This is a genomic window from Myxococcales bacterium (assembly GCA_016717005.1).
GTDB lineage: Bacteria > Myxococcota_A > Polyangia > Haliangiales > Haliangiaceae > UBA2376.
On the sequence record JADJUF010000001.1, the window covers coordinates 1,209,660 to 1,233,718 of the forward strand.

Below are 24,059 nucleotides of genomic sequence, written 5' to 3' on the forward strand. Positions count from 1 at the left end.
GCGCGCGGGTCAGAGCCGCGGGCCGCACGCGCCGGTGGCGCAGTCGCACGCGGTCGCGGTGCCGCCGACCTGGCAGGTCTGGGTGATCGTGCCATCGAGGATGAACGCGCGGACCTGATCGAGCACCGCCTGGCGCTTGTTGACGCCGGAGTGCGTGCCGTTGTCCTCGATCGGCTGGGCGTTGGTGGTCGACGGCGGCAGCGGGCTGGGGTGCTCGTCGAGCACGGTCATCGCCGAGGTGATCGTGCCGGTCGCCGGCGGGATGCCCCACGGCGTCCGCACCGACGGCGTGATCAGCGACAGGCCCATCGTCCGGGCCACGGTCTCGGTCGAGTAGTTGCTGACCAGGCAGTCGCCGATCGCCTCCCACATGAGGATCTGCTTGGCCGGCGTGTTCGGCAGCGGGTCGTTGATCACGCGGCCCGACGTGGTGATCGGATCGTACGGCTCGAACTTCATGCCGAGCAGGTTGACCAGCAGCTCGTAGACGAGCGGGTCGGGGTAGGCGCCGGTGGCCGCGCCCTTGAGCGCGGTCCAGGCGATCGACCGCTCGAACAGCATCGTCCACGCGCCGCCGGGCACGCCCAGCGCGCCGCGGGTGATCGTCGGATCGTAGGCCATGAAGACGTTGCCCATGATCCCGCCGAGCGAACCGCCCAGGTAGTAGACGCGGCTGGCGTCCATGATCTCGGCGCCGCCGGCGACGCCGCCGAGCTTGAACTCGGGCGCGGTCCGCATCGGCCCGCGGATCGCGTGCTCGAGCGCGATGAAGTCGATCACCGACTGCGCCAGCTTCTCGGTGATCCAGCTGCCCTTGTTGAGATCGTTGGCGGCCAGCGCCGCGACGGTGAACTGGCGATCGGTCAGGCCGATGAAGTCGCCGCCGAAGACCACGTAGCAGTACTGATCGGCGACCTTCTGCAGGAAGTCGTCGTCGAGGTAGTCCGAGCCCGAGCCGAACAGGCCGTGGCCGAACACCACCACCGGCAGCGGCAGCGGCGCGGTCTCGGCGCACTTCGGGATGATCGCGGCGAAGTTGGCGTCGCGCATCCCCTGCTGTTGCGGCACGCCGGCGCCGTCGCGGCGCAGGATCGAGTTGTCGGCCTCGCCGTTGGTCAGGAAGTCGGGCGACGTGAACGTGCCGACGTAGGCCTGGGACACGCGGGTCGGGTTGGCGGCGCGGCTGGTCGCGGTGAAGGTCAGGTTGGCGCCGACCGGGCCCATCGCGGCCAGCCCGGTCGTCCGCATCGCCAGCAGGTCGGCGGTCAGGAACTCGTCGGACGCGGTGTGGAAGTCCCACGCCAGCACCAGCTCGGCCTTGGTCAGCCCCGCGGTGGTCGCCTCGGCGAAGATCGCCGGGTAGCGATCGCGCCCGAGCCGCGGGTGCTCGTAGGCGCCGTCGTCGCGCAGCGCCGCGAACGCCGGCGGCGGGGCCAGGGCCGCGCCGTCGACGTCCTTGAGCGTGTCGCGCAGGAACACGGCGTAGTGGCTGGCCGGCGCCAGGCGGATCAGCGGCCGGATGATCAGCGCCCGCTCGGTCGGCTGCTCGACGTTCTGATCGATCTCGGCGAAGAACGGCGCCCGGGTGTGGGTGTCCATGTTCCACAGCACGATCGGCGAGGTCGCCGCCAGCGAGGCGTCGGGATCCTCGGGCGGCGGCAGGCCGGCGCCGGCGATGCCGTTGGGCATGACCACCAGGATCGGCGCCGACGGCGGGAACCCGTCGAAGCGGTTGTACGGCACCGGGTCGATCGCGACCTGATCGATGTTGACCGGCATCGCCTCGAGCGGCAGCGCCAGGCGGACGCCGCTGGCCGTCGTCGCGTCGGCGACCTCGTACGCGGCCGACGGCCACGGCAACAGGCAGGTGACGCCCCCGAGCGGGTTGCACTCCGCGGGGATGCCGCCCGGGGGCGGCGTGGTGCCGTCATCGCCGCACGCGGCGGCGCCGAGGAACACGACGAGACAAGCCAGGCTGGTAGGACGACCCATGGTCGGGCACCGTATCACCGGCGCGATCGAATCCGGGGCCGGAAGTGTGCCCCCGTGGCGGCCGCCACGGCCTCGGCGACGAGCCGTGCGCGGGCCGACGGCGCCGCCGGCCGGTCCGGCCACCCTGGCGCCTCAGCGTGCGTCGGTGTTTCGGTCGCGCGTGGGTCGACGCGGCGGGCGCCTCGCGTCGCGGAGGAGCGGCGCGTCGGGGCTCGGCCTCCGGGTTCCCGTGCGCCTGCCTGGGGAGGCTGGCGACCGGCCGCCCTGGGACCTCAGCGCTTGTCAGTTCTTTCGGTCGAGCACCGGTCCCTGCGCCGGGAGCTTCGCGTCTCGGAGGGGAGGCTCGTCGGGGCTTGCCCCCGACGAGGGGAGGCCTGGCGACCTGGCGACAGGCCTCCCTGGAGACTCAGCTGGGACGGCGCCGGGCCGCGAGCATCTCGATCAGGTCCATCTTGGTCAGCAGCGCCACCACGTGGCGGTCGCCGTCGACCACCAGCGCCACCTCGCCGCGCTCGAAGATCGACGGCAGCTCGCTCGACGAGGCGTGCATCGCCACGGTCGAGACCTTGCGCACCATGACCTCGGCCACGATCGTGTCGGCGTTGACCCGGCCGCTGACCAGGGCGTGGAGCATGTCGCTCTCGGTCAGGATGCCGGCCAGGCGGCCCTGATCGAGCACCGGCACCTGGCTGATGCCGCGATCCTTGAACAGCGCGGTCGCGTGGCCGACCTTGGCGTCGGCCGCGACCGTGATGACCTCGCGCGGGCCCAGGGCGCGGACCACGTCGGCGATCGTGCCGACCTCCCAGTCGGCCTTGAGGAAGCCCTGCTGGCGCATCCAGCGATCGTCGACGAACTTCGACAGGTAGTTGCGGATCGAGTCGGGCAGCACGACGACGACGCGCTTGCCGGCGCCGAGCTCGCGCGCGACCTGCAGCGCCGCCCACACCGCCGAGCCCGACGAGCCGCCGACGAGCAGGCCCTCCTGCCGGATCAGCTGGCGCGCGACCCGGAACGAGTCCTTGTCGTTGCTCTTGATCCAGCGATCGACCAGGGTCCGGTCGAGGACGTCGGGGATGAAGTCGTAGCCGATGCCCTCGACCTTGTAGCTCTTGATCTCGCCGGGGCCGGCCAGGATCGAGCCCTCGGGATCGACGCCGATGACCTGGGCGTTGGGGACCTCGCGCTTGATCACCCGGGCCACGCCGGTGATCGTCCCGCCGGTGCCGGCGGTCATCACGACCGCGTCGAACTGGCCGCCGGTCTGGGCGATGATCTCGCGGCCGGTGCCCTCCTCGTGCGCGAGCGGGTTCGACGGGTTGCCGTACTGGTCGAGGATGTGCGAGTTCGGGATCACCGACTGCAGGCGCCGGGCGACGCCGATGTGGCTCTCGGGCGCGTCCCACGCGGCCTCGGTCGGGGTCCGGATGATCTCGGCGCCCAGCGCCTCGAGCACGACCTGCTTCTCCTGCGACATCTTCTCCGGCATCGTGATGATCATCCGGTAGCCGCGGGCCGCGGCCGCCAGCGCCATGCCGATGCCGGTGTTGCCCGAGGTCGGCTCGATCAGCGTGTCACCCGGCTTGATGCGTCCCGCCTTCTCGGCGTCGAGCAGCATGCGCACGCCGATGCGATCCTTGATCGATCCGCCCGGGTTCATGAACTCGCACTTCGCGACGACCTCGCACTCGAGGCCGGCGGTGACGGCGTTCAGGCGCACCATCGGCGTCTCGCCGACAGCGTCGAGGATCGACGGCAGGATGTGGTCGCGGGTGCTCATGGCCGCGCATACTACACGGCCGCCCCGGCGATGGAAGGCACCGGCGCCGGCGCCGTCAGCCCGCCCGGCCCCCCGTCACAGGCCGGTGGCCTGGACCAGGATCTCGATCTCGTTGCGGATCTCGACCCGCATCTGCGAGCCGCCGACCGCGCCGGTCGGCGTGACCCGCTGCGACCGCTCGACCCGGATCCGCTCCTGCTCGACCTGGGACGAGGTGCTCTTGAGGCTGCCGGCCGGGAGCATGAACGAGCCGGTGTCGGCGATCGACAGCGAGTCGATCTGCTCGGTCTCGATCGACGCCGCGTCGGCGGCCTCGCCCCGCTTCCAGTCGACCTGGAGCGGCACCAGCGCGTCGACCGTGGCGCCCGCCTGCGGCGCCGTGAACGAGTGCAGGGCCGGGCCGTCGACCCGGACCCCCTCGACGAAGTCGGAGCCCGAGGTCACGTCGAGCTCGTAGACCTCCCAGTAGCCGACCTGGGCCCCGTTCCAGCGGTTCGAGTCGCCGCCGTAGACCAGCGCCACCTCGCCCTCGCTGGACCGGACGATCACCGAGCCGGTCGTCACGGTCGTCCCGGCCTTCTCGATCTGGACGTGGAACTCGGTCGTGAAGTCCTGCCCGTCGCGGGCGTTGGTGAGGATCGGCCGGGCGTTGACCTCGGCGTCGACCAGGAGCGTCACCGAACCGGTGCCGGGGTCGTCGCCGACGCCGGGGGACAGCGCCCCGCCACCGCAGGCGACGAGCGGGGCGCCGAGGAACAGGGCGAACAGGATCGCTTGGGCGTCGCGCATGACACCCGACGAAGCACGCGACGTGCCCGCCGAAGGTCGCCGACATCACTCGCGCGCGCCCGTCCCGCCGCCGCGGCTGTGCAACCAGGGGACACAGCCCAGATGTAGGCGGCGGTGGTGACGACCGTGGCGCGGTCCCACCAGGTCTGGTACCACCAGGACATGCGTGGCATCACCCTGGGAGCGCTTTCGGTCGGGATCCTCGCCGCCACCGGGATCGCCGTGGCGATCGCGACGGCCGAGCCGCGGCCCCTGCCGATGAAGGTCGGCGCCGACTGCACGCTCAAGGGCAAGCACCTGGCCGGGCGCGTGAAGGTGGTCACCGCGTTCCCCGACCTGCGGGTCAAGCGCGTCGACGCGTTCCCCGACCTGCGGGTCAAGTGGGTCGACGCCTTCCCCGACGCGTGCGGGCGCTGGCAGCAGGTCGACGCGTTCCCGGACTTCACGATCCAGTACGTCGACGCGTTCCCCGACCTCGAGATCAAGACCGTCGACGCGTTCCCCGGCCTGCCCTGACCGGCGGGTGTCGCAGGGTGCGGGGCGCGGGCGGCGCCAGGTCGCCGGCGCTCAGCGGCGGTGAGGGCCGCGGCCAGATCGATGCGCCCGCGGCGGCGTGGGCACGTCCATGCGCGCCCTCGCCTGTGTCGGTGTCCTCGTCGCCTCCACCTCGCTGGCCTGGGCCGGCGGCATCGCCGGGCTCGTGGTCGACGAGGGGAGTCGCGACCCGCTGATCGGCGTGACCGTGGTCGCGACCCCGTGCGCAGCCTCGGCCACGGCGCCCACCGCGTACGAAGGCTCGTGCACGACGATCACCGAGGACGATGGGACCTTCCGGATCGATCTTGCGCCGGGCACGTACGTCGTGACGTTCTTCTACGGCGAGACCACGATCGAGCGCCGCGACGTGCGGGTCCGCGACCAGGACGAGCCGGCCCCGCTGTTCCAGCGCATGCCGCCCGAGACCGCGACCGCGTGCCGGTTCGACGAGGCGACCCCGCTCGCGTACACCGGGCGACCGTCGACGTGGGCGACGATCACCGCCGCCGCCACGCCGCTGGTGCGCCGCCGCGATCACCTGAGCCTCGCCGCCCTCGACGCCCGGGCCCGGCCCGCGACCGCGGTGACCACGATCGGCGGCGCCCTGCGGCTGCCCGGCGCCCCGGCCATCGCCAGCGAGCTGATCGAGGAGGTCGAGCTGACGACCACCACCCCCGGCCCGGCGTCGCCCGGCGCCAGCGGCGGCCACCTCGGCGTCGCGCTCGTGACCGGCACCAACCGCCACCACGGCCAGGCCCGGCTCGAGCTGGGCCCCGACGCGCGGCTCGTCATGACCCACGACGGGCCCTTCGACCGCAACCACGTGTGGTGGTCGACCGGCGTCGTGCTCGCGCGCGACGGCGCCACCGAGGACCACGCCGGCGCGCACGGCGCCCAGGTCCTGACGACCCTGGGGTTCGCGATCGACGAGGATGCGGACGATCATGGCCTGGTGAGCGCGCTCGCGACCTGGCTGCCCGGCGGCGGGCGCGATCTGTGGAGCGACGCGACGCTGGTGATCAGGCGCGACGACCGCCGCCGCCAGATCGCGATCGGCGTCACCGCCGAGGCGCTCGACCAGCCCGCGGCGACCGCGACGGCGCGCGTGGTCGACGGCAGCGCGGCGCGCCCGGGCGCGGTCGATCGCCTGGCCGGCCGCCTGGGCCTGACCCAGCGCTGGCGCGGCACCGGCGACCACACCACCCAGCTCGGCGCCGAGGTCGGCATGGGTCACGCCGACGACACCGAGCACGGCGACCAGCGCGCGTACCTCGGCGACGCGTGGGCGCCGCGCCCGAACTGGACCGTCGACGCCAGCGTGCGCTGGGACCGGCGCGAGCTGGGCACCGCGCGGATCGACGCGGTGCTGCCCCGCCTGGCGGTGGCCTGGGATCCGTCCGAGGAGGGCCGCGGGTCGTGGTTCGCATCGGCCGAGCGGGTGGCGCGGCTCGACGAGCGCGACCTCGGCGCGTGGCGCGACGCCGCGCCGGTCGCCTTCGACCAGGCCACGGTCGGCGTCACCCGCGATCCGCGCGACGACCTGCGCATCACCCTCGCGGTGCGCGGCCGGCGGCCGGCGGTGGTCGGCGCCGAGGTCGACGGCGGCGTCGAGGGCGAGGTCCTGTGGCTGCCGCCGGGGACCTTCGCCGGCGTGCTGACCGGGTCGACGCTCGAGGGCGCGATCAGCGCCCGCGCGCGCTTCGAGGTCGCCTGTGAACGCAACCGTTACACCGCGGCGGCGATCGGTCGGATCGATCGCGACGGCCACGGCTGGGGCGGATCGGCGCAGTGGGCGCGGCGCTACACGACCACGCCCGACCTGCGGATCGCGGTCGAGCTGTTCGATCTCGACGATCCGAGCCGACGCGGCGGTCGGGTGGCGCTGGCGGCCCAGTGGTGATCACTTCCAGCGCAGCACGTCGACGGTGGCCGGGGCCTGCTCGGCCAGCGGCTCGATCACCAGGCGCGGATGGCCCATGTGGATCACCAGATCGAAGCCGTCGAGCTGTCCGTCGGGGCCGCCGTGGGCGGGCCCGTCGGGATCGCTGCGATCCTCCCACAGCGCCGCGACGTGATCCCAGCCGCGCGGGGTGTGGCCGGTGAGCGCGCCGCCGTAGTCGATGCGGATGAGATCGCCCCGCGCGACCCCGGTGATCGGCCGCGCCGGCCGGCCGTCGTCGTCGAGCGTGGTCGCGCCGGCGATCGTGCGCGCGACCTTGGGCAGCCCGGCGACGTTGGTGTAGGCCAGCCGCGCGCCGCCGCGCCGCCGCGCGCCGACCATGACGTCGGCGCAGTCGGCGCCGGTGAAGCGCTCGGTCTGGTGGTTCTTGCCACCGCCGGCCGAGCCGAACACCTCGGGCACCAGCAGGTACGCCGACAGCCAGCCGACGAAGTCGTCGCTCTGGCGCAGCGACACCCGGTGCACCGACGGCAGCAGCCCGAACGCGTCGACCGCCTCGGCGCCGGGGCTGGCCACGACCGCGCCCGACGGCAGCCGCAGCGCCGCCTGGTAGCGCACGGTGCCGACGCCCGCGATCTGGATCGCCCGCGGATCGCCGCTGCCGATCTCGGCCGGGATCCGCGCCGCCGCGACCCCGTCGGTCCACGGCCGCACCTCGGTGGCGAAGTACTCGATGCGGTCGTAGCCGAGCCAGCGCCCGAAGTCGGCGCGCTCGGTCGAGACGTTGCTGTAGAAGCGCGAGGTGGCGCCGTTGGCGGCGGCGCCGGTGCGGAAGCCGTGGGGCTCGACGATCGACCAGCGCACCGCGATCGCGCCGAGCGTCGCCAGGTCGGCGCGGCCGCTGGTCGGCACCGCGCGGCCGCCCAGGCGCAGCGGCGCGATCGCCGGATCCGCCAGCACCACCCGCGCGCGACCGTCGCGGGCGATCGCCACCACGGCGAGCTCGGCGCCAGCGTCGGCCCGGGCCTCGGTCGCGGCGTCGGTCCAGGGCCCGGCGGGGTCGGCGCGGCCGACCACGACGACCCGCTCGATCACCGGCGCGGCCGCGGCCGCGGGCACCACCGCCGTCACCGCCAGGAGCACGAGCGCCGCATGGATCCGCATCCTCTGGGTATGCGCGATCGAGCCGGGCCGGGCAACCGTCAGCCGCGACGCGGCGGCGCCGGGCCCGGGGGACAGCACGCCGCGAACAGGCTCCGGACCTCGCCCAGGATCCGATCGAGCGCGCGCCGGCGCCCCCTGCGGCATTCTGTCCCCCGCCCCGCCGCGGTTCTGGCACCATGCGGCATGCGCCGCGCCTGCCTCGCCCTCGCCTTCACGTTCGCCCTCACCGCCTGCAACGGCGGCAGCTCGATGCCGGCCGACGATGTGCCCGACGTCGACGCGGCCGTCGGCATCGACGCGCCCGAGGGCTGGACCTCGCTCCTCCAGGGCGACTGGTCGCTCAACCCCGGCGAGGAGGGCTACTTCTGCGTCTACGCGACGGTGCCCCAGGACACGTACGTCAAGGCGTTCCGCCCGATCATCCCGCTCGGCACGCACCACACGGTGCTGACGCGCTACTCCGGCAGCCAGCCCGACGGCACCGTGCGCTGCAACGTCGGCACCAACGGCCAGAGCATGATCTACGGCTCGGGCGTCGGCTCGCCGGACTTCACGTTCCCGACCGGCGTCGGCCTGCACCTCACCGCCGGCACCCGGCTCCTGCTCAACCTGCACCTCTACAACGCCGGCGACCAGGTGCTGACCGGCACCTCGGGCACGCTGATCCAGGAGGCCACCGCCGCCGAGATCCAGAACGTCGGCGAGATCGTCCTGGCCGGCCCGACCGCGACCTTGACCGTCCCGACCGGCACCTCGACCCAGTCGGGCACCTGCAACATCTCGAGCATCACCAACCAGCCGATCCAGGTGTTCGCGCTGTCGCAGCACATGCACAAGCTCGGCACCAACCTGCGCTCGGTCATCACGCGCTCGGGCTCGCCCGACATCGTGCTGCAGGACATCCCGTACAACTTCGAGCAGCAGACCTTCCAGCTGGTCGCGCCGTTCGTCGAGCTCCGCCCCGGCGACGTGCTCACGACCTCGTGCACCTACAACAACACCACCGGCGCGACCGTGCGCTTCGGCGACTCGTCCAACGACGAGATGTGCTTCACCGACCTGTTCTACTACCCGGCCCAGGGCGCGAACTTCGTCTGCACCGGGTTCTGAGTCCCAGAGGGTTCGTCGCCGAACCCAGGCAGGTGTCGGGGGCCTTCGCGAGGTGCAAGCCCGTCGGCCCCCATCACCAAACCGCGCTCATCGGTCCGATGCTCGGCAGATCCCGTCACGCCCGTCGCCCTCGCAGGAGCAGCCCGATGAGCAGACGCCGACGCACCTTCGTGCAGGTCCTCGCCATCGCCCGGATCGCGCTCGCAGCTGGGTGGGGCGCCGCCGCGTCGGCGTGCGCGGCCAGCCAACGGCCCCCGCACACCCACGCGCACTGTCACCTGGTCGAGAAGCACGACGGCACGGGCCGCCCGCTGCACCACCTGCGCGTCTGCCACACCCACGCGCACCGCACCGACCACCACTGACCGTCGGCGCACCGCGCGCCTTGATCACGCACCTCGCCGTGCGCGACACAGGCGGGCGCGCGAATTGAGCGTCGATTCGGGATCCAGCCCCGGGATCGGGTGCGGATCCGGCCGCTACTCGGCGGTGATCGAGGAGATCTCGACCAGGCTCGGACGCGCGTCGGGCGCGGCCGCGCCCGGCTGGGCCGCGGACGGCCCGATCAGCTTGCCGATCGCGACCACGCGCTTGCCGGTGAGCGCGGTCATCTCGTCGTCGGGCCGCACCCACAGATCGATGGCCCCGCCATCGAGCTCGAGCCGCACCACCTTGTTGGTGGCGGCCGAGGAGCCGTCGGCGCGCGTGTACATGATCTTGTGGCGGCCGGTCGTCACCACCGCGTAGGTGCCGTGGGCCTCGACCTGCGCGCCGACGTGCGCGCCGACGTCCGCGAGCGCGGTCAGGGTCGGGAGGGTCGAGGGAGCGGGCGGAGTCGGCATGGGGGCCTTGGCGGGGTCAGGCGTCGTCGTGGTCGTCGCCGCGGCGCCAGGATCGGCGCCGCGCGAGCGCGAACCATTGCACGCGGCCACGGCGGCGGCCAACGCCACCGCCGCCAGCCACGCGGGGTCAGTCGATCTGCGCCGCGAACGTGCTGGCGCGGGTGCCGTGGGTGCCGGTGCCGAGGTGCTCTTCATGGAAGCTCTGGCCCTTCTTGGCCGTACCGTACATCTGGAAGTTCCACTCGTGGTTGACCCAGTCGTAGGCCTTCTGCGCGTTCTCCTCGTCCTTCTTGTCGTCGCCGGTCGGCGCGAACCCGACCGCGTAGTTCTCGAGCGTGACGTTGTTGCTGCCGTCCTTCAGGATGACGCCGCCCCAGTGGAAGTTCCAGCGGCTGTGGCCGGGGACCTCGGCCGAGCCGGGCATGTTGTACTCGGTGGCCATCGTGTAGGCGCCACCGATCGCGGGATCGGCCGCGGTGTTGATGCCCGCGAACTTGTCGAACGCGCGCCGGCCGGCGTCGCCCAGCTCCCAGTACATCGCCCGAGCCTCGTCGGCGTCGGCCGGTGACTTGAGCTTGGTCTTGTCGCCGCTCTCGTAGTGGACGCCGTCCTTGAGGAACGCCTTGGCCTCGGCGCTGGCCAGGAACTTCGGGATCTCCTTGACGTAGATCTCGTCGGAGAAGCTGGATGGGTCGTACGAGCGCGCGGTCGTGCCCTGGCCGCCGCCGTCCTTGTACCGGGCGTGGGGGGCCTTGCCGGCGCCGTCGGTGCCCATGATCGTGCGCGACGACCGGCCGCAGTCGGCCCACAGCGCCATCGAGTCGCCGGTGTCGCCGCCGCTATCGGCCGCCCCCGGCTTGTTCGCGTCCTTGAGGATCTTGTTGGCCGGGTCGGACCCGGTCGGGCTCATGACCGGCTCGACCTTGTGCAGCGTGTTCTCGCCGACCTTGAGCTGGCCCGCGCCTGGCTTGAGCGAGATGAACGAACCCTTGTCGCCGGCGGTCTTGAGCCCGGCGTTGGCGGTCGCGATCAGATCGGTGGTGGCGAACAGATCCTGGAGCGTGCCGTCCTGCTTGAGCATCGACTTGCCCGACTCGGACACCCGCCACTCCTCGCCGCTGATGTTCTTCTCGTTGAACATCTGGACCGCCGCGTCGGTGCCGCCGGCCGAGGCCGGCAGCAGGTCCGCGGCCGACTGGCCGGCGACGACGCGGTCGGCGACCTTGTCGGCGTGGCGCTCGTAGACGTCGTCGGCGCGCCCGACCCCGCCCTTCATGGCGACGCCCTCGCGCTGCTGCACGACGTGGGCGGCCTCGTGGGCGGCCAGGTGCAGGTCGGGCTGGCGCGCGAACGCGACGTCGTTGCCGGTGGCGTAGCCCTGGGCGCCCATCTTGGCGCTGGCCTCGGCCGCCTCGCCGCCGACGTGGGCCTTCACGCCCGACAGATCGTGGGCGCTGCCGAACGAGGCCTGGATGCGGTCGAGGTGGGGCAGCGCCCCGCCGCCGGCCTGAACGCCCGACGCGGCCGCGGCCCGGACGTCGCCGTCCTCGGTCAGCGCGACCCGGCCGCCGTCGGCCTTCTGCTGCACCACGCCCGCCAGATCCGGCGGCGGCGCGTCGGCATCCGCACGTTCGGCGGGGCGCCGCCGGGTGTCGAGGTCGGCGTCATTCCGGAGGGCGAGTTCGCGATCGAAGGACATGGCTGACCATAGTACGGAGATCCAGCCCCCGACCTTCCCGGTTGATCTCGCCGAGCGGCCATACGAGGGTCGGGCATGGGCGATTCGGTAACAGCTGCGCGGTACATGGCGGCGATCGAGCGGGTGCGCCTACGGACCCTGCGCGCGGTCGAGCTGGGCTCGGCGCCCCGGCGCGATGACACGATCGCGGAGCTCGAGGCCCAGCTCGCCGCGCTCGAGCGGACCCTGATCGCCACCGCCAGCGCGGGTCGCGACAGCGCGCTGGCCCGCCGCCTCGACCTGGGCCCCGACGAGCTCGACTTCCTGTGGACCGCGGTGGCCCTGACCGCCGATCCGCGGCTGTGGCCGCACCTGCAGCGGCTGGGCGGCGGCGACACCGCGCGGGGCGCCTCGGTCGGGCTGCACGCGCTCCTGGCCCGGCTCGACGGCGATCGCGCGCTGGGGCTGGGCCTGGCGATCGGCCCGGCCTCGCCGCTCGTGCGCCATCACCTGCTGGTCGCCGCCGACGCGCTCCCGATGGCGGCGCGCCGGTTCGTCGCCGCGCCGCGGGTCGCCGCCTACCTGGCCGGCGATCCCACGCCCGACGCCGACGTGGTCGCGCTGGGCGGCGCCATCGCGGCGCCCGAGGATCGCTTCGTCGACGAGGCCGGGGCCGCGCTGATCGCGCAGCTCACGCTCGTCCTCGCGGGTCGCCCGGCGCCCGTCGTCGTCCTCGACGGCTCGCCCGGCGTCGGTCGGCGCACCGCCCTGGCGGCGGCGGCGGCGGCGATCGGCCGGCCCACCGTCGCGATCGATCTGGCGCGGCTGCCGCCGGGCGCGCAGCTGCTCGACGACGCCCTCGCGGCGCTGGCGCGCGAGGTCGTGCTGACCGACGCGGTCGCGATCATCGCCGGCGCCGATCAGCTCGACCGCGACGGCGATCGCGGGCCGGTCCGGGTGCTGACCCGCGCGCTCGACGCGCTGCCGGGCGCGGTCGCGCTGGTCACGCTCGAGCGCGGCCTCGAGCTGCCGCTGGCGCGGCCGCTGGTGCGGGTGTCGGTCGCGACGCCCGGGGTCGCGACCCGGCGGGCGCTGTGGGATCGCGCGCTCGGCGACGCGCCGGTGCCGCCCGACGATCGCGATCGCCTGGCGATGCGTTACCGCCTGGGCCCGGGCGGCATCACCGGCGCGGTCGCCACGGCCCGGCGGCTGTCGGCGGCGCCGCCGGCGCTGGCCGAGGTGGTCCAGGGCGTGCGCAACAACATCGCCGAGCGCATGGGCGGCCTGGCCCAGCGGGTCGAGGTCAAGCAGGCCTGGGACGAGCTGGTGCTCGGGCCCGACACCCTCGAGCAGATCCGCGGCCTCACCGCCCGGGTCCAGCACGGCCACACCGTCCTCGAGAGGTGGGGCCTGGGCAAGAAGCTCCACCGCGGCACCGGCGTGGCCGCGCTGTTCTCGGGGCCGCCGGGCACCGGCAAGACCATGGTCGCGGGGCTGATCGCGCGCCAGCTCGAGCTCGAGCTGTACCAGGTCGACCTGTCGAAGGTCGTGAGCAAGTGGGTCGGCGAGACCGAGAAGCAGCTCGCGCAGATCTTCGACGCCGCCGACGCCGGCCACGCGCTGCTGCTGTTCGACGAGGCCGACGCGCTGTTCGCCAAGCGCACCGAGGTCAAGGCCGCGGTCGATCGCTACGCCAACCTCGAGGTCAACTACCTGCTGCAGCGGGTCGAGGCCTTCGGCGGCATCACCGTGCTGACGACCAACCTCGACCAGTCGATCGATCCGGCGCTGATGCGGCGCCTGGCCGCGCACGTGCGGTTCTGGCCGCCCGAGCTCGACGAGCGGATCGCGCTGTGGAAGAGCATGATCAGCGCCGACCTGCCGGTGGCCGACGATCTCGACCTCGAGGATCTCGCGACCCGCTATCCGGAGATGACCGGCGCCAACATCCGCAACGCCGCGCTGGCGGGCGCGTTCCTGGCCGCGAGCGAGGACGGCCGCGTGGCACAGGAGCACCTGCTGCGCGCGGCCCGGAGCGAGTACGTGTCGATGGGCCGGGCGCTGGGCGGTCAGAGCCGATAGCCGCGGGCCGCGGGCCGCGGGGTAGGATCGCGCGATGGATCACCCGTTCGACGCGGTCACCGAGGCCAGCCTGCGCCGACGCCGCAGCGCCAAGTGGTCGGCCTACCCGCCCGACGTGCTGCCGGCCTGGGTCGCCGAGATGGACTACCCGCTGGCCGCGCCGATCCGCGCAGCGCTGCACGCGGCGATCGAGGCCGACGACTGCGGCTACGCCGATCCGGCGGGCCTCGGCGACGCGGTCGCGCCGTGGGCCGCCGCGACCTGGGGCTGGCAGGTGGCGCCGCGCGACGTGCGGGTGGTGTGCGACGTGGTCACCGGCCTGGCCGAGCTCCTGCAGGTCGCGACCGCGCCCGGCGACGCGGTGGTGATCGAGCCGCCGGTGTACCCGCCGTTCGCCGGCACGATCCAACGGCTCGGGCGGCGCGTGGTCACCGCGCCGCTGCGGCGCACCGACGCCGGCTGGGCGCCGGACCTCGACGCGATCGCCGCCGCGTACGCCGCCGGCGCGCGCGCGCACCTGCTGTGCTCGCCGCACAACCCGACCGGCCTGGTCTATCCGCCGGCCGCGCTCGCCGCGATCGCCGAGCTGGCCGATCGCCACGACGTGCTGGTGCTGGCCGACGAGGTCCACGCGCCGCTGACCCTGGCGGGCGCCACCCACGCGCCGTTCCCGACGGTGTCGGCGGCGGCCGCGCGCCGCGCGATCGTGCTGACCGCGGCGTCGAAGGCCTGGAACCTGGCCGGCCTCAAGGCCGCGGTGCTGATCGCCACCGCCGACGAGCCGCGCGCGATCCTGGCGCGGCTCGCGCCCGACCTCGGCTACCACGCCGGCCACCTCGGCCTCCTCGGCGCCCGCGCCGCGCTCACCGCCGGCGAGCCGTGGCGCGCGAGCGTGCGCGCGATCCTCGAGCGCAACCGCGCGCTGCTCGGCGAGCTCCTGACCCAGCACCTCCCGGCCGTGCGCTGGCGGCCGCCCGCCGCCGGCTACCTCGCCTGGCTCGACTGCGCGGCGCTCGGCCTCGGCGACGATCCCGCCGCCGCGTTCCGCGCCCGCGGCCGGGTCGCCCTGTCTCCCGGTCCCAGCTTCGGCCCCGAGGGCGCCGGCTGGGCCCGCCTCAACTTCGCCACCACCGCCGCGCTGCTCGAGGAGATCGTCGTGCGCATGGCCCGCGCGATCGGCTGAGCGCGCGTGTACCGCGATCGCCGTCGTCGCGGCCCGTGCCTCGCGTGCGTCGCCCCTGACGCGCGCCCGTGCGCCGCGTGCGCGCGCCCGTGCTGCCCGCGCCACCTGCGGCGCCGGGGGATGTGCCGCACCTGCGACGCCGAGTTCTACCTCTACGTCCGGCGGCGGGGTGTGCGCGGATCGTCGGTCGCCGGCGTGGTCGCGGTCGCGGCCATCGTCGGCGCGCTGGCGGTCAGCCCGGCGACGCCGTACGCCATCGCGGTCGCGGCGGTCAGCTTCCCGCTGGCGGCGTGGCGCCGGGTCGTGCGGCGCCGGGCGCAGTTCGTCGCCGACGTGCGCGCGCGGCGCGGGCCGCCGGCGCCGTGATCACGCGGCGGCGGCGGCGGTCGGCAGCGCGACCACGAACCGGCGCGCGAGATCGACGTCGTCGCCGGCGGGATCGATCGTGCCGGGCGGCAGCACCCGGGCCAGCGCCGCGTGAGCGGCCGCGACCTCGCCGGGGCCGGCGTCGAGCACGTCGGCCGCGGCGTCGATCACCGCCAGCGACGCGTCGATCGCCGCGGTCAGGTGCTCGGCGAAGGTGCCCCAGGTGCCATGCAGGTAGCGTGGCCGCGCCGCGTCCTTGGCCGCGGGCGGCGCGATCCGCCGTCCCAGCGGCGAGCCCAGCAGCCACGCGTGGGTGCGGTAGCCGCGGCCGAGCCGGGCCAGGCCCCGCGCCGTCGGCGCGTCGCCGAACGCTGCCGCGAACGCCGCCAGGATCGGCGGCCCGACGTCGGGCTGATCGAGCGCGGCCACCAGCGGGATCGTGAGGTACGCGCTGATGCCGCGATCGCCCATCAGATCGCGGCCGAGGTAGGCCTCGTGGAAGCAGATCGACTGGAACTTCTCGACCTCGCGGTGTGACGAGCCGTGGTCGCCGTGCGGGTGGGCCCGGGCCAGCGCGTTGATCAGCGGGTGCAGCGCGCGATCGATCGCCAGGTGCGACGCCAGGCCCAGCGCGATCGCGCCGGCCAGCGGCTCGGGCTGTGCGCGCGCCACGTCGAGCAGCGCGGTCAGGAGCGCGATCGCTCCGCCCTCGTGGAGGATCGCGCCCCACGGCGACGGGCGCGCCGGCCGGCCCAGCGCGTAGCGCACGACCTCGCCGGCGTAGCGATCGAAGTACGGCAGATCGACCAGCAGCGCGCCCAGGCGCGCGGCGTCGGCGTCGCGCTCGATCCGGCGCCGGGCCGCCGGCCCCAGCCGCGGCGAGGCCACGGCCTCGCGCAGCGCGGTCAGGTGGATCCCCTCGGCTGGCATCGGCTCGATCTACCACGGACGGCCGCGGCCGCGGCCGCTCACGCCGACGGCGCGTCGAGCCCGGCGCAGGCCTCGCGCAGCGCGCGGTCGAGGTTGACCAGCACCCGGCCGAGGTGCGCCAGGGCCGCGTCGTCGCGCGGGCCCCAGGCCCAGAACGACAGCATCAGCTGAGCGCCGCGCTGGGCCTCGGCCGGCCCCGGCAGCGTCCGGTAGTGTACCGGGATCCGCGTCGTGCCGATCGCGCCGCCCGCGAACACCTGATCGCGCGCGGCCAGGCGCCGGTGCAGGCGCTCGGTGAGGTCGGCCAGGCGCGCGTCGTCGAGGTTCTGGGCCAGGTCGCGGAACAAGACCATCACCCGCCCGGTGCACAGGACCGGCGCGGCCACCGCCATGCCGTGATCGCGGTGGGGCCCGGTGAACGCGCAGTCGTTGCTGATCAACGGCGAGGTCGGCCCGTTGATCCACGCGACCAGGTCGAAGAACCGTGCGATCGCCGGCTCGTGCTGCCACGGCACGAAGTCCTCGAGCGCGGTGCGGATCAGCGCCGGCTCGGCCACCAGATCGAGGTGGCGCGCCGACGGATCGTCGACCGCGCCGTCCCACGGGTGCGAGCGCGGCGCGGTGAACGCCGGGCCCGCGTACTGGTAGGACTTCACGCGATCACCGTCGGCGACGGGTCTACCACGGCCGACCCGCGCGCGCCGACGCGCCGGAGCCGGCGTCGGCGTCGGCGTCGGAGCCGGAGCCGGAGCCGGAGCCGGAGCCGGAGCCGGAGCCGGCGCCGGAGCCGGAGCCGGAGCCGGAGCCGGAGCCGGAGCCAGATCCGGAGCCAGAGCCAGAGCCAGAGCCGGAGCCAGAGCCGGAGCCAGAGCCGGAGCCAGAGCCAGAGCCAGAGCCAGAGCCAGAGCCAGAACCAGAGCCAGAGCCGGAGCCGGAGCCGGAGCAAGAGCCGGAGCCGGAGGCGGAGCAAGAGCCGCGCTCACCTCGCTCGCGGACCGCGCCGGCGCCGCCGCCCCGTTGGCCCGCCCCGTCGATCGTGCTACCGACGGGCGATGTCCGACCGCACCGCCGCCCTGGAGAGCCTCGTCCGTGAGCGCATCGCGATCCTCGACGGCGCGATGGGGACGATGATCCAGCCGCTCGGCTTCGACGAGGCCGCGTTCCGCGGCGACCGCTTCGCCGACCACCCGACCAGCGTGCGCGGGTTCAACGACCTCCTGGTCCTGACCCAGCCGGCCGCGATCGAGCACATCCACTACCAGTTCCTGATCGCCGGCGCCGACATCGTCGAGACCAACACCTTCGGCGCGACCTCGGTCGCGGCCGCCGACTACGCGATGGCGCCCTACGTCGTCGACCTCAACGTCGCCGCGGCCCAGGTCGCGCGCCGCGCCGCCGACCGCGCCGAGCGCGCCGACGGCCGGATCCGGTTCGTGGCGGGCTCGATCGGGCCGACCACCAAGACCGCGTCGCTGTCGCCCGACGTCAACGATCCCGGCTTCCGCGCGATCACGTTCGCGCAGCTCGCGGCGTCGTACCGCGAGCAGGCCCAGGCGCTGCTCGACGGCGGCGTCGACCTGCTCCTGACCGAGACCCACATCGACACGCTCAACATGAAGGCGGCGCTGTTCGCGATCGCCGAGCTGTTCGACGGCGGCGCCCGGCGGGTGCCGGTGATCGCGTCGGTGACGATCCCCGATCGCTCGGGCCGGACGCTGTCGGGCCAGAACATCGAGGCGTTCTACAACTCGATCGCCAACCACGACCTGTTCGCGATCAGCGTCAACTGCGCGCTCGGCGCCGAGGAGATGCGGCCCCACGTCGCCGAGCTGGCGCGGCTGCACCCGGGCCGGGTCATGTGCTACCCGAACGCCGGCCTGCCCAACGAGTTCGGCGACTACGACGACACCCCGGCCGCGATGGCGCGGGTGCTGGCCGGGTTCGCGACCGACGGCCTGCTCAACCTGGTCGGCGGCTGCTGCGGCACGACGCCCGCGCACATCGCCGCGATCGCCGACGCGGTCCGCCCGGTCGCGATCCGGGTGCCGCCCAGCCCGCCGCGCCACACCCGGCTCTCGGGCATGGACCCGCTGGTGATCACGCCCGAGTCCAACTTCACGATGATCGGCGAGCGCACCAACGTCACCGGCTCGGCCGCGTTCCGGCGGCTGATCCGCGAGGACCGCTACGACGAGGCGGTCGCGGTCGCGCGCCAGCAGGTCGAGGCCGGCGCCAACATCCTCGACGTCTGCATGGACGAGGGCATGCTCGACGGCGTCGCCGCGATGCGCCGGTTCCTCAACCTGATCGCCGCCGAGCCCGACATCGCCCGGCTGCCGGTCATGATCGACAGCTCGAAGTTCGCGATCATCGAGGCCGGCCTGGCCTGCCTCCAGGGCAAGGGGGTCGTCAACTCGATCTCGATGAAGGAGGGCGAGGCCGAGTTCCTGCGCCAGGCCCGGCTGGTCCGCCGCTACGGCGCCGCCGTCGTCGTGATGGCGTTCGACGAGACCGGCCAGGCCACGACCGCCGAGCACCGGGTCACGATCGCCCAGCGGGCGTACCACCTGCTGACCGAGCAGGTCGGGTTCCCGCCCGAGGACCTGATCTTCGACCCGAACATCCTGACGATCGGCACCGGGATGGAGGAGCACGACGCCTACGCGGTGTCGTTCATCGACGCGATCCGCCAGATCAAGGCCAGCTGCCCGGGCATGAAGATCTCGGGCGGCGTCTCGAACCTGTCGTTCTCGTTCCGCACCGCGCCGGTCGTGCGCGAGGCGATGCACGCGGTGTTCCTGTACCACGCGATCAAGGCCGGCCTCGACATGGGCATCGTCAACGCCGGCCAGCTCGCCGTCTACGACGAGATCGATCCGGTGCTGCGCGAGCACGTCGAGGACCTGATCCTGAACCGCCGGGCGGACGCGACCGAGCGGCTGCTGACGCTGGCCGCGACCCTGGGCGGCGCGGTCGTGCGCAAGGAGGACGAGCTGGCCTGGCGCAAGGAGCCGCTGGGCAAGCGCCTGGCCCACGCGCTCATCACCGGCACCACCGACTTCATCGACGTCGACGTCGCCGAGGCGCTGACCGCCTACCCGCGCCCGCTGGCGATCATCGAGGGGCCGCTGATGGACGGCATGAACGTCGTCGGCGAGCTGTTCGGCGCCGGCAAGATGTTCCTGCCCCAGGTGGTCAAGAGCGCGCGCGTGATGAAGAAGGCGGTCGCGATCCTCGAGCCGCTGATGGCGGCCGAGCGCGCCGCCGGCGGCGACACCGGCACCCGCGCCGGCAAGGGCACGATGGTCATCGCCACCGTCAAGGGCGACGTCCACGACATCGGCAAGAACATCGTCGCGGTGGTGCTGCGCTGCAACGGCTACGACGTCCACGACCTGGGCGTGATGGTGCCGACCGCCAAGATCCTCGACACCGCCGCCGAGCTCGGCGCCGACGTGATCGGCCTGTCGGGCCTGATCACGCCGTCGCTCGACGAGATGATCGGCGTCGCCAAGGAGATGCAGCGCCGGGGCCTGACCGTGCCGCTCTTGATCGGCGGCGCGACCACCTCGGGCAAGCACACCGCGGTCAAGATCGCGCCCGGCTACACCGGCGCGACGATCCACGTCGGCGACGCCTCGCTCGCGGTCGGCGTCCTCGGCAAGCTGCTGGGCGGCGAGCGCGGGCAGTTCGTCGCCGACAACGCCGCGCGCCAGGTAGTCGCGCGCGAGGCGTTCGCGTCGCAGCAGCAGCGCCGGCCGCTCTTGACCGTGGCCGACGCGCGGGCCCGCCGGGCCGCGCTCGACTTCGCGACCCTGCCGACGCCCGCGTTCACCGGCGTGCGCACGGTCGAGGTGCCGATCGCCGAGCTGGTGCCGTGGGTCGACTGGTCGCCGCTGTTCCACACCTGGGAGCTGTCGGGCACGTACCCGAAGCTGCTCGACGACCCGCGCAAGGGCGACGCCGCCCGCAAGCTCTGGGCCGACGCCCAGGCGCTCCTGACCCAGCTCATCGAGCAGGGCGCGCTGACCGCGCGCGGGGTCTATGGCTTCTTCCCGGCCGCCGCCGACGGCGATGATCTGGTGGTCTACGCGCCTGACGGCGGCGCGGTCCTGGCGCGGATGCCGATGCTGCGCCAGCAGGAGGACAAGACCCCGTGCCTGTCGCTGGCCGACTTCGTCGCGCCGCTCGAGCGCGGCGTCCCCCGCGACCACGTCGGCGCGTTCGCGGTCACCGCCGGCCTGGGCCTCGACGCGATCGTCGCCCGGTTCGAGGCCGACCACGACGACTACCACGCGATCATGGCCAAGGCCCTGGCCGACCGCCTGGCCGAGGCGTTCGCCGAGCACCTGCACCACCGGGCCCGCGTCGACTGGGGCTACGGCGCCGCCGAGCAGCTCGACCACGCGGGGCTGCTCGACGAGCAGTACCGCGGCATCCGCCCGGCGTTCGGCTACCCGGCCTGCCCCGACCACGGCCCCAAGCGCGCGCTGTTCGAGCTGCTGGGCCACGCCGAGTTCCACGGCATCACGCTGACCGAGAGCCTGGCGATGGTGCCGACCGCGGCGGTTTCGGGCCTGTACTTCGCGCACCCGCAGGCCAAGTACTTCGGCGTCGGCCGCGTCACGCGCGAGCAGGTCGAGGACTACGCGCGCCGCGGCGGCGTCGACGTCGTCGAGGTCGAGCGCATGATTCCGTCCAACCTGGCGTATTGAGCCCCGATGTCGGCCGGCTCGGCGCCGCTTGGGGGTAGCATCGCGGACAGGAGGACCTCATGAACTGGATCACTGTCATCGCGCTCATCGCCGCAGGCATCCTCGCCCTGGCGGGAATCATCATCGCCCAGAAGCCGCAGGCCAAGGACCTGATCGACAAGCTGGTGCCGTTCCAGGGGTTCATCGGCGTCGGCCTGCTGGTCTGGGGCGTCATCAACGCCATCAAGTTCCTGCCGAAGATGAGCGACATGACCCAGAGCAACTTCCCCATGTCGATCCTGCTGGCGGTCGTCAGCACGCTGGTGGCCGAGCTGGGCCTGGGCTTCCTGTTCGGCATGCCGATGGTGGCCAAGTGGATCCCGGGCGAGACCCCGGCCGAGCAGAAGGCGATGGAGATGCAACAGAAGCTGCTGCCGTTCCAGACGCTCCTGGGCGTGGTCGCGATCGTCGCCGCGGTGCTCATGGGCTACGTCACGAGCAAGTACGGCAGCGGCTGGTGATATCCGGCGCCGCCCGCCGCGCCTCATCGCGCCGGCGACGGTCCGCCGCGCCCGTCCCTGGTGACGCGCTGTCCTGACATTCTCGGACGCCTTCGAAGGCGCGCCTCGCCGTAGAGCGACCGGCTTCCGGCGCCGGCGCCGACTCGGGTCCCGGAGCCGACTCGGGTCCCGGAGCCGACTCGGTCCCGGCTCCGGTTCCGGCTCCGGCTCCGGTTCCGGCTCCGGCTCCGGCTCCGGTTCCGGCTCCGGTTCCGGCTCCGGTTCCGGTTCCGGCTCCGATCGGCTGACACCCGTCGCTTGGCTCCGGCCCTCCGGTGCCGGCTCCGATCGGCTGACACCCGTCGCTTGGCTCCGCTCCGACTCCGCTCGGCTGACCTCCGACTCCGATCGGCTGACACCCCTCCGACTCCGATCGGCTGACACCGTCGCTTGGTGCTCCGACTTCGCTCGGCTGACACCCGTCGCTTGGCGCTCCGACTCCGCTCGGCTGGCACCCGTCGCTTGGCTCCGGCCGCCGGTTCCGATCGGGTGACACCCGTCGCTTGGCTCCGGCTCCGGTTCCGATCGGGTGACACCCGTCGCTTGGCGCTCCGACTCCGATCGGGTGACACCCGTCGCTTGGCGGCGCCCGTCGCTTGGCGCCGGCCGCTGGTTCCGATCGGGTGACACCCGTCGCTTGGTGCCCATTCCGATCGGGTGACACCCGTCGCTTGGCTGACACCCGTCGCTTGGCTGCTATCCACTGCGCGGCACGGGCGTGAGCTGGCGTACGCACGTGCGCTCGGTGTTCGCTCATCGATGTTCGGCCGCCGCGCGGCGCGCCGGTGTGCGCCTGGCAGAATTCATCGCGACCGAACCGGAACGTCCGACCAATTCCAGCTTCATGTCGATTTTCGGCCCACGCCCGGCCGGATCCTGGTTAGACTTTCGGTTCTCCCCTAGAGGAACCACTCCAACCCCTGCCCTCCATGGCTGTCCCGACGCGTTCGCGGGGATGAGTCGGACGAGGCGAGCCAAGCGGGTGATCGCCGGAGGCGTGCCGCCGGCAGGATCCCATCTCACGAGGTAACCATGCGTATCACCGATGACCTCCACCGCGCCGTCCGGGCCCTCCGGGCGATCGTGGATCGCCTTCGGAGACGCAGCATTGCCTGGCTGGAGGCCGGGCTCGGCCTCGCCGCCTGCGAGCGCGGCGGCCAGCGCCTCGAGATGCCCCCGCCGGAGGTCGCCGTCTCGGCCCCGCGCGAGGTCCGTCCGGCCCCGGCCCCGGCGCCGGTCTCCGAGGTGCCGATCGCTCGGTTCCAGATGACGTTCTACTTCATCATCCACGAGGCCGAGATGGAGGCCCCCCGGCCGGCCAACGACAACACCTCGGACGAGGTGTCGCTCGCCGCGATCGGTGCCGCACCAGCCCCCGAGCTGGTGCCGCTCAAGGACCAGGCCTGCGTCCCCCTCGCCCACGTCACCAAGGCGTTCGCGGGTCAGGTGATGATGCAAGGGACAGGAAAATTACGAGATGGACGGATGGTGAACGTCGCGACCCGCTGCAAGTGCGGGCGGCCGTGCTTCCACCTGGTGTCGCCGCAGCGCCAGTGGGGGACCGGAGGGAGCGGCCGGGCCCTGGTGCCGTTCCGATCGGTGGCCGTCGATCCGGCCGTCGTGAAGATGGGGAGCCTCCTGTACATCCCGGCCCTGGACGGGATGCGCATGCCCGGCCCGGCGGGGGTCGGCGGGTTCGTCCACGACGGCTGCGTGGTCGCGGTCGACACCGGCGGCGGGATCGATGGGCACCAGCTCGATCTGTTCGTCGGCCGGCGCGCCTACTACAAGGCGATGTCCAAGCGCGGCGGCAGCCACAGCTGGTCGAAGAGCATCGAGGTGTGGCACGGCGAAGGTCGCTGCGAGCAGAAGGGCGGCAAGGTCCGCCGCTCCGCCGCCGGCTCGATCTGATCGGTCGGCCCCGCGCCCGGCGCGCCGGTCGCTCGCCGATCTGACCGCCGGTCGCGCCTGACTTCCGGTCCGGATCCGCCCGCGGTCCGGCCCCGCTCGTGCGCAGCCGCACGGAAATTCGACAAATTCAACCGACGGCCGAGACCCTCGCGGAGGCGCTCGATCAAGCCTTGCGCAGGAACTCGGCCTTGAGCATCACGCTCAGGTTGTCGACCTTGCAGTCGACCGCGTGGTCGCCGTCGGCCAGGCGGATGTTGGTGATCTTGGTCCCCTGCTTGAGGGTCACCGACGACCCTTTGACCTTGAGGCTCTTGATCAGGACCACGGCGTCGCCGTTGGCCAGCGCCACGCCGTTGACGTCCCGGACCACGCCGTCGTCCTCCGGCGCCGGGGCCTCGGCCGCCGGCTCGCCCGGCGACCACTCGTGGGCGCAGTCGGCGCAGACGTAGCGATCGCCATCGGGGTAGACGTTGGGCTGCGCACAGCGCGGGCAGGTCGAGGGCTCGTCCATCGCGGCCTTGTCGCAGAACCGGGCACCGGG

Annotated in this window: 19 protein-coding genes; 10 read left to right on the top strand and 9 right to left on the bottom strand. The window is 73.4% G+C overall.

Annotated elements, in window-relative coordinates:
* Positions 1–9 precede the first annotated feature (9 nt).
* From IPL61_05110 to IPL61_05120, 3 genes are all read right to left on the bottom strand, one after another.
* Entirely contained in the window at positions 10–1,992 is a 1,983-nt protein-coding gene (locus IPL61_05110; protein ID MBK9030708.1) for a hypothetical protein, read from the bottom strand.
* Positions 1,993–2,398: 406 nt separating this feature from the next.
* Complete coding sequence (locus IPL61_05115; protein ID MBK9030709.1) at positions 2,399–3,772, bottom strand: cystathionine beta-synthase; 1,374 nt, start codon at positions 3,770–3,772, stop codon at positions 2,399–2,401.
* A 75-nt stretch (positions 3,773–3,847) separates the two neighbouring features.
* On the bottom strand, positions 3,848–4,561 hold the full coding sequence (locus tag IPL61_05120) for a hypothetical protein (protein ID MBK9030710.1): 714 nt from the start codon (positions 4,559–4,561) through the stop codon (positions 3,848–3,850).
* Between the two features lie 162 nt (positions 4,562–4,723).
* Here IPL61_05120 and IPL61_05125 point away from each other — a divergent pair, with 162 nt between their 5' ends.
* Positions 4,724–5,077, top strand: coding sequence for a hypothetical protein (locus IPL61_05125; GenBank protein MBK9030711.1), 354 nt, complete (start codon positions 4,724–4,726; stop codon positions 5,075–5,077).
* 109 nt (positions 5,078–5,186) lie between these two features.
* Entirely contained in the window at positions 5,187–6,998 is a 1,812-nt protein-coding gene (locus tag IPL61_05130) for a TonB-dependent receptor (GenBank protein ID MBK9030712.1), read from the top strand.
* Here the strand turns inward: IPL61_05130 and IPL61_05135 are convergent, their stop codons facing one another.
* A complete protein-coding gene (locus tag IPL61_05135; GenBank protein MBK9030713.1) occupies positions 6,999–8,162 on the bottom strand; it encodes a hypothetical protein in 1,164 nt (387 codons plus the stop codon).
* A 183-nt stretch (positions 8,163–8,345) separates the two neighbouring features.
* Here IPL61_05135 and IPL61_05140 point away from each other — a divergent pair, with 183 nt between their 5' ends.
* Together IPL61_05140 and IPL61_05145 are read left to right on the top strand one after the other, a co-directional pair.
* Complete coding sequence (locus IPL61_05140) at positions 8,346–9,272, top strand: hypothetical protein (protein ID MBK9030714.1); 927 nt, start codon at positions 8,346–8,348, stop codon at positions 9,270–9,272.
* Positions 9,273–9,418: 146 nt separating this feature from the next.
* The gene (locus tag IPL61_05145) at positions 9,419–9,637 is read left to right on the top strand and encodes a hypothetical protein (protein ID MBK9030715.1); all 219 of its coding nucleotides are present in this window, start codon (positions 9,419–9,421) and stop codon (positions 9,635–9,637) included.
* Positions 9,638–9,751: 114 nt separating this feature from the next.
* Here the strand turns inward: IPL61_05145 and IPL61_05150 are convergent, their stop codons facing one another.
* Together IPL61_05150 and IPL61_05155 are read right to left on the bottom strand one after the other, a co-directional pair.
* A complete protein-coding gene (locus IPL61_05150) occupies positions 9,752–10,114 on the bottom strand; it encodes a hypothetical protein (GenBank protein ID MBK9030716.1) in 363 nt (120 codons plus the stop codon).
* A gap of 127 nt (positions 10,115–10,241) precedes the next feature.
* Positions 10,242–11,813, bottom strand: coding sequence for a DUF4157 domain-containing protein (locus IPL61_05155; protein MBK9030717.1), 1,572 nt, complete (start codon positions 11,811–11,813; stop codon positions 10,242–10,244).
* Positions 11,814–11,888: 75 nt separating this feature from the next.
* On the opposite strand from IPL61_05155, the gene IPL61_05160 reads away from it, so the two are divergent.
* The 3 genes from IPL61_05160 (at position 11,889) to IPL61_05170 (ending at position 15,423) form a co-directional block, all read left to right on the top strand.
* A complete protein-coding gene (locus IPL61_05160; GenBank protein ID MBK9030718.1) occupies positions 11,889–13,874 on the top strand; it encodes an ATP-binding protein in 1,986 nt (661 codons plus the stop codon).
* Between the two features lie 34 nt (positions 13,875–13,908).
* A complete protein-coding gene (locus tag IPL61_05165; protein ID MBK9030719.1) occupies positions 13,909–15,057 on the top strand; it encodes an aminotransferase class I/II-fold pyridoxal phosphate-dependent enzyme in 1,149 nt (382 codons plus the stop codon).
* Positions 15,058–15,177: 120 nt separating this feature from the next.
* A complete protein-coding gene (locus IPL61_05170; GenBank protein ID MBK9030720.1) occupies positions 15,178–15,423 on the top strand; it encodes a hypothetical protein in 246 nt (81 codons plus the stop codon).
* Here IPL61_05170 and IPL61_05175 read toward each other — a convergent pair whose 3' ends face one another.
* Positions 15,424–16,353 carry a hypothetical protein gene (locus tag IPL61_05175; protein ID MBK9030721.1) on the bottom strand — a complete coding sequence of 310 codons (930 nt, stop codon included), beginning with the start codon at positions 16,351–16,353 and terminating at the stop codon, positions 15,424–15,426.
* Positions 16,354–16,391: 38 nt separating this feature from the next.
* Entirely contained in the window at positions 16,392–17,009 is a 618-nt protein-coding gene (locus IPL61_05180; GenBank protein MBK9030722.1) for a hypothetical protein, read from the bottom strand.
* A gap of 396 nt (positions 17,010–17,405) precedes the next feature.
* On the opposite strand from IPL61_05180, the gene metH reads away from it, so the two are divergent.
* From metH to IPL61_05195, 3 genes are all read left to right on the top strand, one after another.
* Positions 17,406–21,068 carry a methionine synthase gene (gene metH, locus IPL61_05185; GenBank protein ID MBK9030723.1) on the top strand — a complete coding sequence of 1,221 codons (3,663 nt, stop codon included), beginning with the start codon at positions 17,406–17,408 and terminating at the stop codon, positions 21,066–21,068.
* 59 nt (positions 21,069–21,127) lie between these two features.
* The gene (locus IPL61_05190) at positions 21,128–21,568 is read left to right on the top strand and encodes a hypothetical protein (GenBank protein ID MBK9030724.1); all 441 of its coding nucleotides are present in this window, start codon (positions 21,128–21,130) and stop codon (positions 21,566–21,568) included.
* 1,071 nt (positions 21,569–22,639) lie between these two features.
* Positions 22,640–23,518, top strand: coding sequence for a hypothetical protein (locus IPL61_05195; GenBank protein ID MBK9030725.1), 879 nt, complete (start codon positions 22,640–22,642; stop codon positions 23,516–23,518).
* Between the two features lie 163 nt (positions 23,519–23,681).
* Here the strand turns inward: IPL61_05195 and IPL61_05200 are convergent, their stop codons facing one another.
* The gene (locus IPL61_05200; GenBank protein MBK9030726.1) at positions 23,682–24,029 is read right to left on the bottom strand and encodes an alkylphosphonate utilization protein; all 348 of its coding nucleotides are present in this window, start codon (positions 24,027–24,029) and stop codon (positions 23,682–23,684) included.
* Positions 24,030–24,059: the final 30 nt, after the last annotated feature.

Excerpts from the sequence above, each read along its gene's own strand:
- IPL61_05110 (MBK9030708.1), bottom strand. The coding sequence starts at position 1,992 with ATGGGTCGTCCTACCAGCCTGGCTTGTCTCGTCGTGTTCCTCGGCGCC.
- IPL61_05115 (MBK9030709.1), bottom strand. The coding sequence starts at position 3,772 with ATGAGCACCCGCGACCACATCCTGCCGTCGATCCTCGACGCTGTCGGC.
- IPL61_05120 (MBK9030710.1), bottom strand. The coding sequence starts at position 4,561 with ATGCGCGACGCCCAAGCGATCCTGTTCGCCCTGTTCCTCGGCGCCCCG.
- IPL61_05125 (MBK9030711.1), top strand. The coding sequence starts at position 4,724 with ATGCGTGGCATCACCCTGGGAGCGCTTTCGGTCGGGATCCTCGCCGCC.
- IPL61_05130 (MBK9030712.1), top strand. The coding sequence starts at position 5,187 with ATGCGCGCCCTCGCCTGTGTCGGTGTCCTCGTCGCCTCCACCTCGCTG.
- IPL61_05135 (MBK9030713.1), bottom strand. The coding sequence starts at position 8,162 with ATGCGGATCCATGCGGCGCTCGTGCTCCTGGCGGTGACGGCGGTGGTG.
- IPL61_05140 (MBK9030714.1), top strand. The coding sequence starts at position 8,346 with ATGCGCCGCGCCTGCCTCGCCCTCGCCTTCACGTTCGCCCTCACCGCC.
- IPL61_05145 (MBK9030715.1), top strand. The coding sequence starts at position 9,419 with ATGAGCAGACGCCGACGCACCTTCGTGCAGGTCCTCGCCATCGCCCGG.
- IPL61_05150 (MBK9030716.1), bottom strand. The coding sequence starts at position 10,114 with ATGCCGACTCCGCCCGCTCCCTCGACCCTCCCGACCCTGACCGCGCTC.
- IPL61_05155 (MBK9030717.1), bottom strand. The coding sequence starts at position 11,813 with ATGTCCTTCGATCGCGAACTCGCCCTCCGGAATGACGCCGACCTCGAC.
- IPL61_05160 (MBK9030718.1), top strand. The coding sequence starts at position 11,889 with ATGGGCGATTCGGTAACAGCTGCGCGGTACATGGCGGCGATCGAGCGG.
- IPL61_05165 (MBK9030719.1), top strand. The coding sequence starts at position 13,909 with ATGGATCACCCGTTCGACGCGGTCACCGAGGCCAGCCTGCGCCGACGC.
- IPL61_05170 (MBK9030720.1), top strand. The coding sequence starts at position 15,178 with ATGTGCCGCACCTGCGACGCCGAGTTCTACCTCTACGTCCGGCGGCGG.
- IPL61_05175 (MBK9030721.1), bottom strand. The coding sequence starts at position 16,353 with ATGCCAGCCGAGGGGATCCACCTGACCGCGCTGCGCGAGGCCGTGGCC.
- metH (MBK9030723.1), top strand. The coding sequence starts at position 17,406 with ATGTCCGACCGCACCGCCGCCCTGGAGAGCCTCGTCCGTGAGCGCATC.
- IPL61_05190 (MBK9030724.1), top strand. The coding sequence starts at position 21,128 with ATGAACTGGATCACTGTCATCGCGCTCATCGCCGCAGGCATCCTCGCC.
- IPL61_05195 (MBK9030725.1), top strand. The coding sequence starts at position 22,640 with ATGCGTATCACCGATGACCTCCACCGCGCCGTCCGGGCCCTCCGGGCG.
- IPL61_05200 (MBK9030726.1), bottom strand. The coding sequence starts at position 24,029 with ATGGACGAGCCCTCGACCTGCCCGCGCTGTGCGCAGCCCAACGTCTAC.